General features: G+C 38.2%; 13 protein-coding genes. 5 read left to right on the top strand and 8 right to left on the bottom strand.

The window, feature by feature from the left end; genetic code table 11:
* The first annotated feature begins 9 nt into the window (after window positions 1-9).
* The 5 genes from M2R48_RS06095 to M2R48_RS06075 all read left to right on the top strand — a co-directional run bounded on the left by M2R48_RS06095 (window position 10) and on the right by M2R48_RS06075 (window position 5,376).
* Window positions 10-381: a copper resistance protein CopC gene (locus tag M2R48_RS06095; protein ID WP_262085430.1), complete on the top strand. Its 372-nt coding sequence runs from the start codon at window positions 10-12 to the stop codon at window positions 379-381.
* A gap of 143 nt (window positions 382-524) precedes the next feature.
* Entirely contained in the window at window positions 525-1,403 is an 879-nt protein-coding gene (locus tag M2R48_RS06090) for a copper resistance D family protein (RefSeq protein ID WP_262085429.1), read from the top strand.
* A 406-nt stretch (window positions 1,404-1,809) separates the two neighbouring features.
* A complete protein-coding gene (locus tag M2R48_RS06085; RefSeq protein ID WP_262085428.1) occupies window positions 1,810-4,293 on the top strand; it encodes a heavy metal translocating P-type ATPase in 2,484 nt (827 codons plus the stop codon).
* 21 nt (window positions 4,294-4,314) lie between these two features.
* Window positions 4,315-4,779: a Cu(I)-responsive transcriptional regulator gene (cueR, locus tag M2R48_RS06080; RefSeq protein ID WP_262085427.1), complete on the top strand. Its 465-nt coding sequence runs from the start codon at window positions 4,315-4,317 to the stop codon at window positions 4,777-4,779.
* Between the two features lie 453 nt (window positions 4,780-5,232).
* Entirely contained in the window at window positions 5,233-5,376 is a 144-nt protein-coding gene (locus M2R48_RS06075; RefSeq protein WP_262085426.1) for a hypothetical protein, read from the top strand.
* A 380-nt stretch (window positions 5,377-5,756) separates the two neighbouring features.
* Here the strand turns inward: M2R48_RS06075 and M2R48_RS06070 are convergent, their stop codons facing one another.
* From M2R48_RS06070 to M2R48_RS06035, 8 genes are all read right to left on the bottom strand, one after another.
* Window positions 5,757-6,908 (bottom strand): fimbrial protein, encoded by a 1,152-nt coding sequence (locus M2R48_RS06070; RefSeq protein ID WP_262085425.1) that lies wholly within the window; start codon window positions 6,906-6,908, stop codon window positions 5,757-5,759.
* A 3-nt stretch (window positions 6,909-6,911) separates the two neighbouring features.
* A complete protein-coding gene (locus tag M2R48_RS06065) occupies window positions 6,912-9,506 on the bottom strand; it encodes a fimbria/pilus outer membrane usher protein (protein ID WP_262085424.1) in 2,595 nt (864 codons plus the stop codon).
* 162 nt (window positions 9,507-9,668) lie between these two features.
* Complete coding sequence (locus M2R48_RS06060; RefSeq protein WP_262085423.1) at window positions 9,669-10,376, bottom strand: molecular chaperone; 708 nt, start codon at window positions 10,374-10,376, stop codon at window positions 9,669-9,671.
* A gap of 33 nt (window positions 10,377-10,409) precedes the next feature.
* On the bottom strand, window positions 10,410-11,015 hold the full coding sequence (locus M2R48_RS06055; RefSeq protein ID WP_262085422.1) for a fimbrial protein: 606 nt from the start codon (window positions 11,013-11,015) through the stop codon (window positions 10,410-10,412).
* A gap of 784 nt (window positions 11,016-11,799) precedes the next feature.
* A complete protein-coding gene (locus tag M2R48_RS06050; protein WP_262085421.1) occupies window positions 11,800-13,032 on the bottom strand; it encodes a type II toxin-antitoxin system HipA family toxin in 1,233 nt (410 codons plus the stop codon).
* Window positions 13,029-13,289, bottom strand: coding sequence for a helix-turn-helix transcriptional regulator (locus M2R48_RS06045; RefSeq protein ID WP_262085420.1), 261 nt, complete (start codon window positions 13,287-13,289; stop codon window positions 13,029-13,031). The genes M2R48_RS06050 and M2R48_RS06045 overlap by 4 nt, the downstream gene beginning before the upstream one ends.
* Window positions 13,290-14,089: 800 nt before the next feature.
* Window positions 14,090-15,256 carry a fimbrial protein gene (locus M2R48_RS06040; protein WP_262085419.1) on the bottom strand — a complete coding sequence of 389 codons (1,167 nt, stop codon included), beginning with the start codon at window positions 15,254-15,256 and terminating at the stop codon, window positions 14,090-14,092.
* A gap of 56 nt (window positions 15,257-15,312) precedes the next feature.
* Window positions 15,313-16,458: a fimbrial protein gene (locus M2R48_RS06035; protein ID WP_262085418.1), complete on the bottom strand. Its 1,146-nt coding sequence runs from the start codon at window positions 16,456-16,458 to the stop codon at window positions 15,313-15,315.
* Window positions 16,459-16,528 lie beyond the last annotated feature (70 nt).

Below are 16,528 nucleotides of genomic sequence, written 5' to 3'. Positions count from 1 at the left end.
GAAAATTCAATGAAATCCTCCCAAAATTATATGATCAAACTACGTAATGCTCTTTTTGGTGTAGTGATACTCATTACAGCAACCAATGCTTTGGCTCATGTTGATTTAACCAGCAGTACACCAGCAATGAATGCATCCATTACAGCAGCACCTAAAAGTTTAGTGCTTAATTTTAGTGGAGAAGTCATGCTAATGAATATTAAGTTACTCGATGCACAACGAAGCAATATTCCACTTAACTATAAAGTGAATCATGATCTAAAAAAAATATTTAGTGTCCCTGTTCCTGCTCTAAAAAAAGGTAAATATTTCGTTGTTTGGACGACTATGGGCAAGGATGGTCATAACATGAACAATGAATATAGCTTCACGATTAAATAAAAACCAAAGAAATTAAAGATTGATGAACAATATTTCAAAAATTGACTGAAATGTTGTTCGGGTGTGCTGACAGCTTATAAATGACCTCCATCGTCGTAAACAAAGGCGAATTGTCAACAGGCTCGAATAAAGGAAAAACGATAATGTCCGAATTCTGGATCTGGTCAACTTGGCTGATAAAAGTTAGCTTATATTTAAGTACTGCATTTATGATTGGTGGTGCTTTTTGTTATTTTTTACTCTGGCGTTATACCAGCATCAAACCCACACTGCTTAAGTACATCCGGTTAGGTGCAGGACTAGGTCTGCTTGCAAGTACTTTAGGCTTTTTTATTTTGGTTGGTAGCTTCGCCAATACGGGTCTTTTCGGCATTTTTGATCAAACCTATATCAGCATCCTTTTAAATACTGCCACTGGACAAATACACATTGTCAGGATCATCAGCTTTGCTTTGATTTTACTGCTTTTAACGATCAAGTTAGCCAAAGAAACCACTCATATCACTAACTTTGAAAAAATGCTATTTGGCATATTACTGGTCCCGATTCTTTATAGCTTTTCACAAGTCGGACATGTCACCAATTTACCTTTTTTTGCTCAAATTATACTCAGCATTCATATTTTCTTTCTGTCCTTATGGATGGGTTCACTCTATCCATTATGGAAAATGAGTCATAAAATCAGTGGCCGATCGTTAAGAAAACTCATGGAAGCATTTGGACGAATTGCAGCTTATGTAGTCGGAATCTTAATCCTCTGTGGTATCACGATTGCAGTATTATTATTTAAAGATTTAAATACTTTAATCTATACCTCGTATGGTCACGGCTTTAGCCTCAAATTGCTCTTTGTAGGATGTATTTTATTACTTGCTGCTTTCAATAAATGGTTCCTGACTCCCCGACTTGAAGAACCGTTATTTGCGCAATATTTAAGTTGTGCCATTTTATTTGAAATGTATCTGGGATTGTTGATTCTACTTACTACCAGCTACATCACAACAGTGGTTGGGATTGATTAAAAATACGGATATGAGTCACTGAATTGAGAGCATTATCTTACGCTATAAACAAAACAATGCTTTGTTCTTACCTAGATAAAAAATGATCATGTTGAATGAATGATATGGGTATTGAAAGTCCCTTCTCCCTCTGGGAGAAGGCTAGGATGAGGGCGCTTTTATGTTGATTGATGCTTTTAAAAATGATTGATAAAAGAAGCCTTATATATCAGCAATAATGAACTAGGATTAAAAATAAAGGAGATCCGCAAACCATAAGTCAAAAAATATTTTATTGGTCTATGTTCACAAACTAAATTTATATTGACAACAAGGTGTTATAAAAACTTGAATTGTTTTACTTGACCTTAACATTATGTCAAAGTTTAGGATTTAGATCATGGAATAAGACTTATAGGTATGACTTATGAAAAATAGATCACATGATCCTGTTTCTGATTTGAAAATGAGTTTACAAATCAAAGGTATGAGCTGTGCAAGTTGTGTTAGTCGAATAGAAACAGCGCTTAAAAAAGTCAATGGTGTAACTAATGCATCTGTAAACTTAGCCACTGAACGTGCTGAGATCACATCTGGCACTCCTATCGACCGTGAGGCATTGATTAAAGCAGTTGAACATGCTGGATATGAAGTCGCTGATGCAGCCACAGAATTATCAATTGATGGAATGACCTGTGCCTCATGTGTCAGTCGTGTTGAAAAAGCGCTTAAAGCCGTTCCCGGTGTCAAAGAGGCAAATGTCAATCTTGCAACTGAACGTGCAACGATCACTGGCACTGCCGATGTTGCGGTTTTAATCGCAGCGATTGATAAAGCGGGTTACGATGCCAAAGAAATTCAAACTGCTATTCCAGATCAAACAGAACACCTAGAAAAAAAAGATCAAGAACGTGCTGAACTAAAACGAGACCTTATACTTGCCACTATTTTTGCGTTACCTGTTTTTATTTTAGAAATGGGATCGCACCTTATTCCAGGTATGCACCACCTGATTGCTCAGACCATCGGTATACAAAATAGCTGGTATTTACAGTTTATTCTGACCACACTGGTTTTGCTGATTCCAGGGCGAAGATTCTATATACACGGTTTACCTGCTTTATTGCGTTTAGCACCAGATATGAACTCGCTAGTTGCTGTAGGTACCTTAGCAGCCTATCTATTTTCCATCGTCGCGACATTTATGCCCAGCATCTTACCGGCTGGAACAGTCAATGTTTACTATGAAGCCGCGGCCGTTATCGTTGCCTTAATTTTACTTGGCCGTTTTCTTGAAGCAAAAGCCAAAGGACGTACTTCTGAAGCCATTCAGCGCTTAGTTAGTCTACAAGCCAAAGTGGCACATGTTTCTCGTGATCATCAAATCATCGATATTCCGATCGACCAAGTTGTCGTGGGTGACTTTATCATTGTCAAACCCGGTGAACGAGTTCCTGTTGATGGAAAAGTCGTTGAAGGTAAAAGCTTTGTTGATGAGTCAATGATTACTGGTGAACCGATCCCTGTCGAGAAAAAAATAGACAGCGATGTGGTCGGTGGTACCATCAATCAAAATGGAACATTCAGTTTTAAAGCTGTCGCTGTAGGTGGCGAAACCATGCTTGCACAAATCATTCGTTTGGTTGAGCAGGCACAAGGCTCGAAAATGCCGATTCAAGCTGTGGTTGATAAAATCACCTTATGGTTTGTACCTGCTGTGATGGCTGCTGCTGTACTGACTTTCTTGATTTGGTTGATTTTCGGCCCATCCCCTGCTTTAACTTTCGCTTTAGTCAATGCCGTTGCTGTGCTGATTATTGCTTGTCCTTGTGCGATGGGTTTAGCAACCCCAACCTCAATTATGGTGGGCACAGGTCGTGGTGCTGAACTCGGCGTATTGTTCCGTAAGGGTGAAGCATTACAACTACTTAAAGATGCCAAAGTTGTTGCTGTAGATAAAACCGGTACATTAACTGAAGGCCATCCTGTACTTACAGATTTTGAAGTTACTGAATTTTTTCAGCGTGATCATGTTTTAAGTATGGTGGCAGCCGTTGAATCTCGTTCTGAGCATCCGATTGCAAAAGCCATCGTAGATGCAGCAATCAAAGAAAACCTAACCTTACCCAAAGTGAATCAATTTGATTCTGTGACAGGTATGGGCGTCTATGCAGATATAGATGAAAATGGCGACATTCATATTGGAGCAGACCGCTATATGCTACAGCTCAATATTGATATTTCACCCTTTGCAAATGCGGCACAACGTTTAGGTGATGAGGGTAAGTCTCCACTCTATGTGGCAATTCAGGGCAAGTTGGCAGCAATCATCGCGGTTGCAGATCCGATTAAAGCAACCACGCCAAGTGCCATTAAAGCCTTGCATCAACTCGGTCTTAAAGTTGCGATGGTCACAGGTGATAATGCCCGAACTGCACAAGCGATTGCTCGCCAACTCGGTATTGACGAAGTGATTGCAGAAGTTCTACCTGAAGGAAAAGTAACAGCAGTACAAACCTTAAAAGCAAAATATGGCAATATTGCATTTGTCGGTGATGGAATCAATGATGCACCCGCTTTAGCTGAAGCGGATGTTGGTCTTGCGATTGGTACAGGTACGGATGTTGCGATTGAGTCGGCAGATGTTGTATTAATGTCTGGGAACTTGCAAGGTGTTGCCAATGCCATAGCATTATCTAAAGCCACTATTGGCAATATTCATCAGAATTTGTTTTGGGCATTTGCATACAATACCCTGCTCATTCCAGTTGCCGCTGGGCTACTCTATCCTGCTTATGGAATCCTGCTTTCGCCAATCTTTGCAGCAGGTGCAATGGCTTTATCTAGTGTATTCGTGTTGGCCAATGCCTTACGTTTACGTCGTTTTCAACCCGCTTCTACTTTCGAGTAGAAGCTTGTAGAGAGAATCGCCATGAATATTGGAAAACTGTCTCAAACTGTTGGAATATCTGCCAAAATGATTCGTTATTATGAGCAAATTGGTCTGATTCCAGCCGTGGGTCGAAGTAATGCAGGCTATCGTTCTTATTCCGACCAAGATGCTGAACGGCTTAAGTTTATTCGAAGCTCAAGGTCGCTCGGCTTCTCGGTTGCAGAAATCGCAGATCTTCTGGATTTATGGAACAATAAAAATCGACACAGTGCAGATGTAAAGCAACTCGCGCTCTCGCATATCGAAAAATTGGAAATCCGTATTACTGAATTGCAGAAGATGACCAATACTCTGCAAAACCTCATCAATTGTTGTGCTGGTGACCATAGACCAAATTGCCCAATTCTTGAGGGTTTGCAAAAGCAAGATATTCAACTTCAAGAGAGCTACCATCAAAATGATTCTCTCTCTGTTTCTCCACTTGCGCAGCAAAAAGTTAAATAAGATTTAAAGCTTTTTAAATCCTCTGCTGATCAGTTTAGGATTTAAAATCCTCCCCCCCTGCAAAGTAATACTTCTCACCTTTGTCAAAGGAGGGAGCTTTCCATTACTCAAATTAATTAAGTTTCACGTCACTCCATCGCCCCAACGTCAATAGCCATGTCGCCATACGATAGCCACACCATATAGGATTCAATGATGAAAAGGTACTTGCACAGCTTTAACTTAAATTGAGAAGTTTTAATTATTTCATGTAAGTTCTAGATCTTACATAAATCAAAAAATGATCTTAAAGCGTAAATTATATTGATATTGGAAGTTCCTTCTCCCGCTGGGCATAGGTATCTACACAATTAAATCTATTTAAGTTAAATTGGAGAGCATGCTCTCCAATTTAACATTCCACACTTAGATAACCGATTAGTTAAACGCTACGGACGTCTTGTAAAACTTAATATGAATCCACTTGCTTGTGCTCCTGCAATTTTGGCTGGTCTGTCAATATTACTGAATACACTACAATTATTATCTGAACATTCGGTTGATGACCTTAAGCTGATTGCTGAAATTGCATTAGAGTCTCTACAAAAAGATGTGTAGATACCTATGCCCGCTGGGAGAAGGCTAGGATGAGGGAGCTTTTATACTGAACTTTGGCTTTAAACATAACTTATGAAACCGTATCTTTGTTTAAGCACAAGGTGCTGTATTGAGGTTTGCACTGTCCCATCTTATAGTGAAAAGTTTGAATTCATTTATGTATGCAATATTGCTTTCATAAACCCAAAAATGGTCTTGTTCAATTTCTCAAATGAGTATTGAAAGTCCCTTCTCCCACTGGGAGAAGGCTAGGATGAGGGAGCTTTTACAATGATGTTAAAAGTAAGATTTGAACTGCCTCACCTTTAAAAAAGGAAGCAGTTTCCCATTGCTAGATTAATTTATATGAGGTGAAGAATGTTGATTGGTATTAGTAGATCCTATTGATAATCTAAAGTTACAGTAGCCTGAGTTTGTACATAACCTGGGGTCACGGTTGCTGCTGAACGGAAATATCTGGCTTTTAATGCTTTAATAAAATTAGTTGTAGTTGAACCCGCAGGTACGCTGTAAAAAGAAGCCTGTGTACCGATTGCCAATGGTGTATCACTTTCATTGGTTAACTGTATATCCACATTACTTCGGTTCGCCAAACTCGGACGATTTTTTAACACGCCATTGCTGTTAATATTGCCTGCGGTATAACTGTCTTTTAGTGTCGCCAAAAGTACTTTACTTGGCATAGATGTCGTGCAATCAATGCTGACATTAAAATTTTGTTCATTGGCACTTTGATTATTATTTAATGTACTGGTTGATACACTTGCCAAATTGACAGTTTGATTAGACATGGTACAAGTCGGGCGACTAAAACTTAATTTTAAATTTAAATACAGTTCCCCTACTACAACTTTCGGATTATTTGTTGGTGGTTTTGTAAAATAATTATCGAATTTAAAAGTCGTAGTTCCCAAATGTATGCGAATCGTTGCACCATTCAAAGCAGCAATAATATCACTAGAAGGTGTGGTCTGATTGATCAACGCAATTCCAGTATGGGGAACACTAAAACGTGCATTTACTAATCCAGAAGTAGCCCGAAGATACTCCTCACCATTAATCGTTACCCTACCTGGCTGAGAAGTATTCGGAAGAACATTATAATCTTTATTTAACTCTGTCACTGCGACGGGTGTCGTGTTGATATCGTCTCTTAAATTAAAAGAAAGTTTTAAATTTTCACTTAACCATGTCTTCGCCAAATTTTGTATCGCAACGGTGGCCGTCGAACCGTTCAGCACAATATTTGTGTCAACACCAAATGGGTAGCTACCTGAACCTGTTGCAGTTAAATTGGTATTGCCAGCAGTCACCCTAAAATCACCACGTGCAGCCATTACCTCACTACAATTAGTCAACCCGCCGACATTGGCTGTATTGGTCACTGTTTGCGTATAATTAAAATTATTAATCGTTGCAGAAGCTCGATCAAAATTGATGATTGAAGAAAAAGTACATGTTACTGTGGTCGCAAATACAGATTGAGAAAAAGATAAAATTAGTGGAGCAGAGAGCCAAACAAGTTTATTCATGATTTATTTACACTCCACATCAATAATATTAAAGTTTCCAGTAGTTTTACGTTGCAACTGCTGTTTAGCAATCGGTGCGATCTGACAACTTTCACTCTGATTGCTGCCCCATGTCACACGACTCACTTTCATGAGTGGAGTTTCCTGATTTACAATCACTTGATTGCCTGCACCAAGGATTCCGATCACTTGATTGTCACTATCTTTAAACTGACTGCCCATTGGTAAGTTTGGTTGCGCTGTTGCATGAATGCGCAATAACAAATTACTGGTTTTATTGGCTTTAAACTCCGCCAACTGCGAACTGTACTTACGTGGAATCACGTCAGTCTGATTGGACTCCAAGGTTACATTGGCTGGAAGATCCTTTGGATCTAGCGTGATAGTATTTTTGGTATAAGCTGAGTTAAATGGGTAAATCGCATTACCAAATCGATCCACTTTTACCCCCCACGCATTGGATACATTGGCTCCAGCACCATTTTCCGCATGAATAATCGTGTAAGTTTCTGGCAAACTATTTACAGGGGTAATCCCGTGACGATGCCCAACGATTGCACCCTGCGCTGACAATGAATATTGGGTATTATTTGAGTCCACTGAAACTGTTGAACCTAAATTCACCATCGGTAACAGATAATTTATATTGGCATTAAACATAGTGTTGTTTTCGGTATCTGAAACACCTACACCAAAATTGATTTCATTATTTGCACCAGCCGTACCTGTGACACTGGCATTCGAGGTAAATTGATCCTGTTCGTTACGTTGCACACTGGCATTTGCATACATCTTCTGATTGCGCCAATCCAATGGAACCGATACTGAAAAATAGACACTATCGCCACGTTCACGTTCAGCATTGGTATAATCAGTCCGGTTAAAACCAAGATTATAGCTAATCCTTTTCCATCTATTTCCGTAACTTAGGTTATATTGATAATAGTCCTGAGCATCATCCCAATAGTTATTTTTACGTGCACTGAGGTTTAGATTGCCAAATCGAGTATCACTAAATGATTTAGAAACACTAAAGCCCAAATTTTGTTTTAAATTATAGTTATATAAAAAGTTATCATGTTCACTTTCAGTCAGTACATCTCGGTTACGTTGATATAAATGAGAAGAAATACTCATATATTCACGATCGTACTTGGCATAATCTGCATAAAAATAGAAGCTTTGCGGAATCCATGCATAGCGATAGTTTAAGGCGTATTTTCCACCCTTATAATTTTTTCCAAATAAGTCTGAGTCAGTATACTCAATGGTACTGGTCACACCACCGATCGGGGTATTGAAAGCCAACAGTCCCAAACCACTGTTATAACCATCACTGACATTGAGACCTGCGCCGATGGTCATGTAATTGGTCAAACCATAGTTAAAACTACCTTGAAATAATTTATCATCGGTGGTTTCAGTTCGGGTACGGTACTTACCGCCCGCCACACTGTAGTTATAACGTCCTTGACGAACCAAGTCTTGATTACTTTGCAAAGGCACGATAAATGTTCTTTTTTCGCCGCCAGTTTCGGTGATTTCAACCGTTAAATCACCATTACCCGCATTTAGATCATTAATTTTAAAAGCACCACGAGGCACTGTGCGTTCATAAATCTTTTGCGCATTTTGGTATACCCGCACCACAGCATTGGTATAGGCAAAGTTTTCAATCACAGGTGCATACTGACGGTAAGACCATGGCAACATGTCTTGATCAGAACTGATTTGCGCACCAACAATGGATAAGTTATCCAGACGATACGTCGTGGTATTAAATTGTCCCAAACTCAAGCGTGAATGCATAGGAGTAATATCACGGTAGATCACATTTTGATCTGAGTAATATTTGCCTAGGCCTGAATCTTTTGACTCAAAAGAACCTGCATGACGATAGTACCAACCTGCAACATTTAAGCCCCCGTTGAGTCCTAAGTATTTACTTTCTCGGTCTTCATCACGGTTATAGTTAAACGCATAACCGATAAAGCCAGAATTCACACCATTGCTAAATAGATTCGGGTTGATATAGCCTTCTGGGCGGTCCATGCGTAAAGCTTGAGGAACAGACAAGGCCAGTTTTAACTCTGCAAGATCAAAATCATAATATGCATCAGGATCTAACTCTTTCATGGTTAAACAGGGTTTGTTTGGCAAAGTGCTGCGAACTTCTGGTTTTAAATCTAAACGATCCAGTAGTGATGCATCCAAACATAATACTGCGGATTTCTGACCATCCAAATGGTCAAATTTTACAGTGACATCATTCGATGCTTCGCTATTGTTGACTGACAATTGAACCAAATATTGACCCGGCGCAATAAAGTTGCGTGAGGTAAAACCACTCAAGTCGACGTTGGTTTGACCACCAAACAAAGAAGCTGCATTAAATGTGGTAATGTCATTATTACGTGCTGTGAGCTCACTGTTGCTCTGGGCATTGTTCTTCGCAACCAGTTGACTGTTGTCCTGTGCAATGAGATGCCCCACCTCACTCGCATCAGGTTGAATTAACTGCACTTCCTCGGCTGAAGTTTGCACAACAACTGCAGACATCAGCATTAAAAAAAGTTTTGATCTTTTAAAATTCAGCATCGTAATAACCCGTTTATCACCACTGTTTTATTGCGAGCCCCTGTAAAAAAGGCGACAAAGCTTCTAAGTTATTTTTACAATTTTTTAATCGCTTTGAATAACCTTCAATAACTTTTAATAGCTTTCAATAAAAACAGTAAAAACAATATTTTAGAAATAATTTTACTGTATTGTTGTTTCGTGTGTTTGCGCCGTACCTAAATCATTTAGGACTTCATATGTAATTTTTTTAGATGAACCATCAATTTTAAAATCCTTCAGACTTTCACTGCTAAACGGCGCTAACATCACAGCATTTTCAGCCGAACTCAATGCCTGATTTTTACCACTTGAAACCTGTATCACGGTTTGGTAGTAAGGGGTCGGGTTATTCATTTGTACTGTTTGAGTCGCTGGATCATATTTAAACTGTAAGCCTTGCTGTGCCGAATATGACGTCATGGCTAACTGAGGTCGATAAAAGAGTTTGAGTCGTGTTCTTACCGTAAACGATAAATAGTTTTTATCTTTTAAGGTTGGATCTTCTGGTGGAATATCCATCATATTGAACCAAAAAATAGACTCACGATCCTGCGGTAATTTAGAGGTATCCAAAGGAATAATTCGAATAATCTGACCTTTTTTTGCTTCCACTCGGGTTAAAGGAGGGTTAAGTACAAAAGGCACCTCATCCGCTTTGGGAATCTTTTCTGAATCACCCGTATCAATCCACACTTGTACCAGCGCAGGCGTGTCATAGGCATTCCTGAGCTGTACATTGACACTTTTAGACTTGGCGGGGAAAATAATGCGAGTACCATCGATTGAGACACCTGCATAGGCAAATGACATCATCAAGTACATGAATACCGCAATTTTCAGGTAACGCATTATTTTTCCCCTTGAGTAAGCCAAGCTATAAGATTAGTTATATTGCAATGTGTAGTTAACAACCGCAGAGACATTTTGCGCATCTACTGTTCCAGACTTTGTCGCATACTGTGCTTTATACGTCATGGTTGCGATGCCTGTACCATCTGCTGCAACTCCAGTCACCGCACTTTTCGCCTGAGTTCCCCACGGTGCAGCAAGATCAACTGTTGTATCTGTATCTGTTAAAACTTGAATAAATGCAGGATTTACAGTTGAAGCACCGGGTGCTTTATTGACCAATAAAGTTTTATCCGTTGTATCTAAATCAGCTGCCGCAATTGCACTTAAGTACAAACCTTTGAGTGCTTTATTGGTTGCTGCGTCACAGCCTGCTGTACCGCCCGCATTTTTTAACTCTAAGCTAAAGCTTTTTTTCGCTGCGACTTTATTTGCAGCAGTAAAAGTTGACTTAGGCACAGTATCCAGAGTCAGAATAAGATTTTTAGAACCAGAAGCCCCAGGGCCTGTTCCTGTTAAAGTACAGGTTTCGTCAGTCACCACACCGTTAATTGTGATTGTTCCATCTGCGGCAAACACACTTGCGCATGCCAAACTTAAAGTTACAGCACTCAGTGCTGATAAAGTTAGCTTCTTCATTTCATGACCTCATCAAGTTTTTAATAATGAATATGCTAGCGTTATTACTTTTATAGAATTACTGTTTAAAACAATATTCATGTAAATTAATAAGACTAAACATATGTAAATAGAGTTACTTTTTATTTTAAGCGCTGTTTTTTATTGAGGAGCTACCCACAGTTTAAAATAAAACTAACAAACTACACTCGGCATATAATGATGCATAAGTCACACTTGTTGATTGATTTTTTCTCATTGAAATTCATGACTTAAAATCATTAATATTTTTTAATCCATTAAAAACAAATACTTATTTTTCACTTATAAACAAACTATCAATATTATTTTTTATTTATCATTTCAACCAAACTCACCGTTTTATTTAGAAAAAAGCTCACTTCTAATAAAAACTCGCGATATCAAGCCCAATACACTTAAAATACACAGATAAAATGATTAAATATTCAAATTATTGGTAATCTAAATATACGATTGTCTAGATGATAAAGTTTCAAAAAAGTCATTTTTTATACTGAGAAGAATATCTCAATTTTATAACTTAGATAAAATAAGGTATGTGGTTAAACCTACGGGAAAGCTGTAAAAATTGTAATGTAAAAATCACGTTATATAATAAATTTGTATGGTGGTTGCTTATCTATATCGGTCTTATTGCGGCATGGTACAGCTACTGTGATTTTCCAAGCTGCCTATGCGGCAGTTGAATATGATTATTAGGTTTGCCTTGCTCCCATGTTTCAAGTGTGCGTTTTGAAATACCAGTTTGATGATTGACAGTTATCTATTCAAATTTTTTCTTTTTGTCGTGGCGATAATTTTTGCCCAAAAGCTTTGAAGTCATGATATGGGATATTGAACATTCTATAGATTGACGTAAGCCATGAAGTAGCTGAACCTCATTTGAAGATTTAAGATAGTCAGTAATATTGTCACTTAGACTTTCTATAATTTCTTTCGGATTTCTAATCTTAAATTGATTACTCTCAGCCAACTTAATCAAGTCTGATATGCTCGGAAATTCCTTGCTACCATCAAGCTTAAGTGCCATTTTATTATCAATCGTTTGATAAATGAGTGTATGCGTAATATCAAATGGTGGTGAAACAAAAATATTCTGCATATCAGGCGAATATTGCAGTGCAAAGTTCTTAAGATGTGCATCACCATTACCAATTAAACAGTTAAAAACAATATATCTATACATTTTCTCTACTTCGCTTGGATTGTTTGTATAGAGATATGTTGCTTTTAACAAAGCTTCATAGCTTCCTATATATTTTGCATCAGGATCATTGGACCTCTTCATTAAAGTAGTGAAGTCTTCATACCCAAGCCTTGTGCCATCATTACTTTTATCAAAACGCTCGACTACGTAAGTTTCTAAATTTTCAGATAGATACGTTTTTGGCGGTTCAAGTCCACAATAGTGGGCAGCGTTCATACAAACAAATTCATTTACTGTCAGTAATGGAAACTCTGAATCGTAGGACTTTACAATTAAATCTTTTTGCTGAACTGTTCTATCTGTCTGGATGGTCGCTGCATTCGGTATACTGACTTTAGGTTGCATACCTGCCAATGAATTTCTAAGATAATATTTCTCTAATAATTGTGGAAAAAGTGGTTCTTTGCTGTTATAAAACAAAATTTCAGCTAGGCTTAAAGATTCAGCTTCGGGTAAATTTAGCTCGCTTTTATAAGAGAGCATTCCTATACCTTGATCCCCTTGTAAAGCCAATAAATACATATCATTAACTTTGGCATATCGTGCCAGTTTTTCAGCAATAAATCGGCGATTAAAACCTTCAGGTAAATTTTGGGAAAATACTGGATGTAGCGAACCAGATGAATAGCCTTCCATACCTTTCTTGGTCATGGTAAGTGACACATGCTGTTTTTCTTGTGTTGGCTGATAGTTGTGTATGGACCCATAGGTCAAGACACCTAACTCAATTTGATCTATACAAATATGAATCGTATTAATTTTACTGGGTAAATATGGATGAGTATTCATTTATCATCCTCAGAAAACATTGCTTCAATTTCATCCCAGTCAGGTAGAGTATGTTTCTTTGGCGTGACTTCAAACTGTAGGTTAACAGCAGCCAAAACACGTTCGAATATATCAAAAGATCCAGTAAAACGGCCATTCTCAATCTCAGAAATTGTCGTTTTATTTATTCGTGTTAATTCGGACAGTTTTTGTTGTGTATAGCCTAGCGTTTTCCGCGCTATGCTCACTTTTTTACCAATTTCTACTCTACTTGCCATAGTGTTTACCAGTAAATTAGCTATATGGCTAATATCATATACTAAATGGATAATGTTAGCTATATAGATAATAAAAATGAGCTAGCCTATCATATAGGGTTAGCAATGCCCCATCTTACAGTGAAAAGTTTAAATTAATTTGTGTAAGTCATACCAATTTAGTTTAAGATTTTTAATCCTCTCCCTTGCGAAGTTAAGACTTCTCACCTTTAAAAGGAGGGAGTTTTTCATTACTAAAATGAATTGGGTTTATGGTTTAATTTGTATTTTTGTAGAATCTACACTGCCTCACCTTACATCGAAAGTTTAAATTTAATTTGCGTAGGCGATACTTTACTTTCAGCAGGGGGATGCCAAACCTTGCGCTATCACATCCTTGCGCTACAAATAAAGCAGTGCTTTATTCTTGCTCATGTCTGGCGAGGGGTACATCCTATACCCCCGCCAAACGGCAACATCCCTGTCGCCATACGATAGCTACACCTTTTAGGATTCAATGATGTTAAAAGTAAAAAGAAATATTTCTAAGCTGCCTATTTGGCAGTGAACTGTAATGATCCAAGCAAAAGAAAACATTTCTAAGCTACCTATGCGGCTGTGGACGTATGGAAATATAAAAAATGGATCGCTATTGCTTTCTAAGCTACCTAGATGGTAGTAAATCTTTATAATTTTACACGACAAAGATTTTTAGATTGATAAATTTCCTCATGTAAAATTTAATGATTTAAAAATCAAAACTAAATAGCATTACTTTTTGTTGGGTATAACACTTCATCATCCAGCTATTTATCACCTCACTACTGATAATCCAAGTACACCGTTGCCTGAGCCCGTACATAACCTACTGTGGCCCTAAGTGCTGAACGAAAATATCGTGCTTTCAAAGCCTTAATAAATTTAGTTGCGGTTGAACTTGCAGGAACATTGTAAAAAGAACGTTGTATACCAATCGCGATTGGAGTATTACTCTCATCAATTAACTGTACATCGACATTACTTTTGTTGGCTAAGCTGCGGAGATTTTTTAGAACACCATTGCTGTTGCTATTTTCTTCTGTAAAGCTGTCTGTCACTCTTGCCAACAATATGTTGCCAGGCATAGATGTAGTGCAGTTGATGGTGAGATTAAAATCTTGTTCACCGCCCGTTTGACCACTATTTAATATACCAGTAGGCAATGCTGCTAAGTTCACACTTTTATTGTCCATGGTACACGTAGGGCGAGTAAAGGCTAATTTTAGGTTTAAATAAACGTCAGTCGATGCACTCTTAGGATTACCTGTGATAGGTGCTGAAGCATAATTATCGTATTTATAGGTCATTGTCCCAAGATATATTCGAACCGTTGCCCCGTTTAATGTGTCGATAATACGGCTTGAGGGAATAGTGCTATTGATCAGAGAGAAACCAAAGTTTGGGACACTAAAACCTGCATTACGCAATCCAACGCTCGCCTTGAGATACTCCTCACCATTAATCGTGACTCTTGCTTCCTGCCCTCCCTGCGAGGTATTGGGATGAACATTATAATCTTTATTTAATTCTTTAATCGAGACAACCGAGGTACTGACATCATCACTCATATCAAAAGAAATTTTTAGATTCTCACTTAACCAGACTTTAGCCAAATTTTGTGCTGCAGTACCCTCACTCGAGTTGTTAATCACAATATTGCGATCCACACCAAATGGGAATGAGCCTGAGCCAGTTGCAGTTAAATTGGTTTTTCCAGAGGCTACCTTAAAATTACTCCGTGCAGCCATCTGGTCATCACAGCGTCCAAGTTTACCTACAGAAACTTTATCTGGCATCATTTGGCTATAACTAAAATTATTTATCCTTGCGGAAGTTCGCTCGGCATTAAACATAGGCGGAAGCGGACATGTGACCGTGACGTGTGAAGCCTGTGCATAATTAAATACAACAGAACCAGATAGCGCAAAAAACCAAGCTGACTTATTCATGATTTATTTACTCCCTCTACTGGCTCAATTTAAAACACTAGATAAAATCTGCCAGTTTATTGATAATCTAAAAACACTGTTGCCTGAGTGTGTACATAACCCGGCTTGGCTGTTGTTTCTGAACGGTAATATCTTGCCTTTAATATTTTAATAAAGCTGGTTGCTGTTGAGTCTGCAGGCACATTATAAAAAGAGCTTTGTATGCCAATAGCCAATGGTTGATCAGCTTCATCGAGTAACTGCACATCTACATTACTTTTGTTGGCTAAGCTCGGTTGGTTTTTTAAAATACCATTGCTGTTGTTATTATTTGGCGTATAGCTATCCGTCACTCTTGCCAGCACAGTATTCCCTGACATAGCGACGCTACAGTCGAAACTAATATTAAAACTCTGTTGGTTGGCGGTTTGATCCATGTTTAATATACTGGTAGAAGCAGGTGCCAAATTGACAGTTTGATTGGACATGGTACAAGTGGGACGAATAAAGCTTAACTTTAAATTTAAATAAACTTCTGTAGAGTCAATCTTAGGAATTCCTGTCGGAGACTCAAACCGATAACTATCATACTTATAGGTTAATGTTCCCAAATGTATACGAACAGTTGCACCATTTAAAGCATCTATAATACTGCTTGAGGGAGCAGTTTTATTGATGAGTGAGAAGCCAAAGTTTGGAATAGCAAAACCTGCATTACGTAATCCATTGCCTGCTTTAAGATACTCCTCACCATTTACTGTTACTCGACCAGACTGTGAAGTATTTGGATGAATATTATAATCCTTATTTAATTCTGTAATCTTGGCAACCGATGTACTAACATCATCACTCATCTCAAAAGAAATTTTTAGATTTTCACTTAACCAGATTTTGGCCAAATTTTGTGCCGCGCTACCAGAACCCGAATTATTAATCGTTATGTTTGTATTGACCCCCCAAGGAAAAGAACCCGAACCTGTTGTAGTTAAATTGGTTTTGCTAGAACCCACCTTAAAATTACTTCGTGCAATCATTTGGTTATCGCAAGGTCCAAGCCTACCGACGCGAGTCTTATCTGCTATCATTTGAGTATCACTAAAACTATTAATCGTTGCGGAAGTTCGCTCAGCATTGGATATAGACTCAAGTGGACAATCTACATTTGCGGCAAAAACAAGCTCTGAATATAGAAATAGGACAGTAAACCAAAGATGTTTATTCATAACTTCGTACACCTCTCAACAACCTTATTTAAATGGCTATTTATCTGCCCATTTATGCATCATTTATTTA

Origin of the sequence: Acinetobacter sp. I-MWF (assembly GCF_025433935.1) — a bacterium.
Lineage (GTDB): Bacteria > Pseudomonadota > Gammaproteobacteria > Pseudomonadales > Moraxellaceae > Acinetobacter > Acinetobacter guillouiae.
Note: the sequence above shows the minus strand (reverse complement) of the source record. Positions and strands in the feature narration are given on the sequence as shown.

Excerpts from the sequence above, each read along its gene's own strand:
- M2R48_RS06090 (WP_262085429.1), top strand. The coding sequence starts at position 525 with ATGTCCGAATTCTGGATCTGGTCAACTTGGCTGATAAAAGTTAGCTTA.
- M2R48_RS06045 (WP_262085420.1), bottom strand. The coding sequence starts at position 13,289 with ATGGCAAGTAGAGTAGAAATTGGTAAAAAAGTGAGCATAGCGCGGAAA.
- M2R48_RS06035 (WP_262085418.1), bottom strand. The coding sequence starts at position 16,458 with ATGAATAAACATCTTTGGTTTACTGTCCTATTTCTATATTCAGAGCTT.
- M2R48_RS06040 (WP_262085419.1), bottom strand. The coding sequence starts at position 15,256 with ATGAATAAGTCAGCTTGGTTTTTTGCGCTATCTGGTTCTGTTGTATTT.
- M2R48_RS06055 (WP_262085422.1), bottom strand. The coding sequence starts at position 11,015 with ATGAAGAAGCTAACTTTATCAGCACTGAGTGCTGTAACTTTAAGTTTG.
- M2R48_RS06070 (WP_262085425.1), bottom strand. The coding sequence starts at position 6,908 with ATGAATAAACTTGTTTGGCTCTCTGCTCCACTAATTTTATCTTTTTCT.
- M2R48_RS06095 (WP_262085430.1), top strand. The coding sequence starts at position 10 with ATGAAATCCTCCCAAAATTATATGATCAAACTACGTAATGCTCTTTTT.
- M2R48_RS06050 (WP_262085421.1), bottom strand. The coding sequence starts at position 13,032 with ATGAATACTCATCCATATTTACCCAGTAAAATTAATACGATTCATATT.
- M2R48_RS06060 (WP_262085423.1), bottom strand. The coding sequence starts at position 10,376 with ATGCGTTACCTGAAAATTGCGGTATTCATGTACTTGATGATGTCATTT.
- M2R48_RS06065 (WP_262085424.1), bottom strand. The coding sequence starts at position 9,506 with ATGCTGAATTTTAAAAGATCAAAACTTTTTTTAATGCTGATGTCTGCA.
- M2R48_RS06085 (WP_262085428.1), top strand. The coding sequence starts at position 1,810 with ATGAAAAATAGATCACATGATCCTGTTTCTGATTTGAAAATGAGTTTA.
- M2R48_RS06075 (WP_262085426.1), top strand. The coding sequence starts at position 5,233 with ATGAATCCACTTGCTTGTGCTCCTGCAATTTTGGCTGGTCTGTCAATA.
- cueR (WP_262085427.1), top strand. The coding sequence starts at position 4,315 with ATGAATATTGGAAAACTGTCTCAAACTGTTGGAATATCTGCCAAAATG.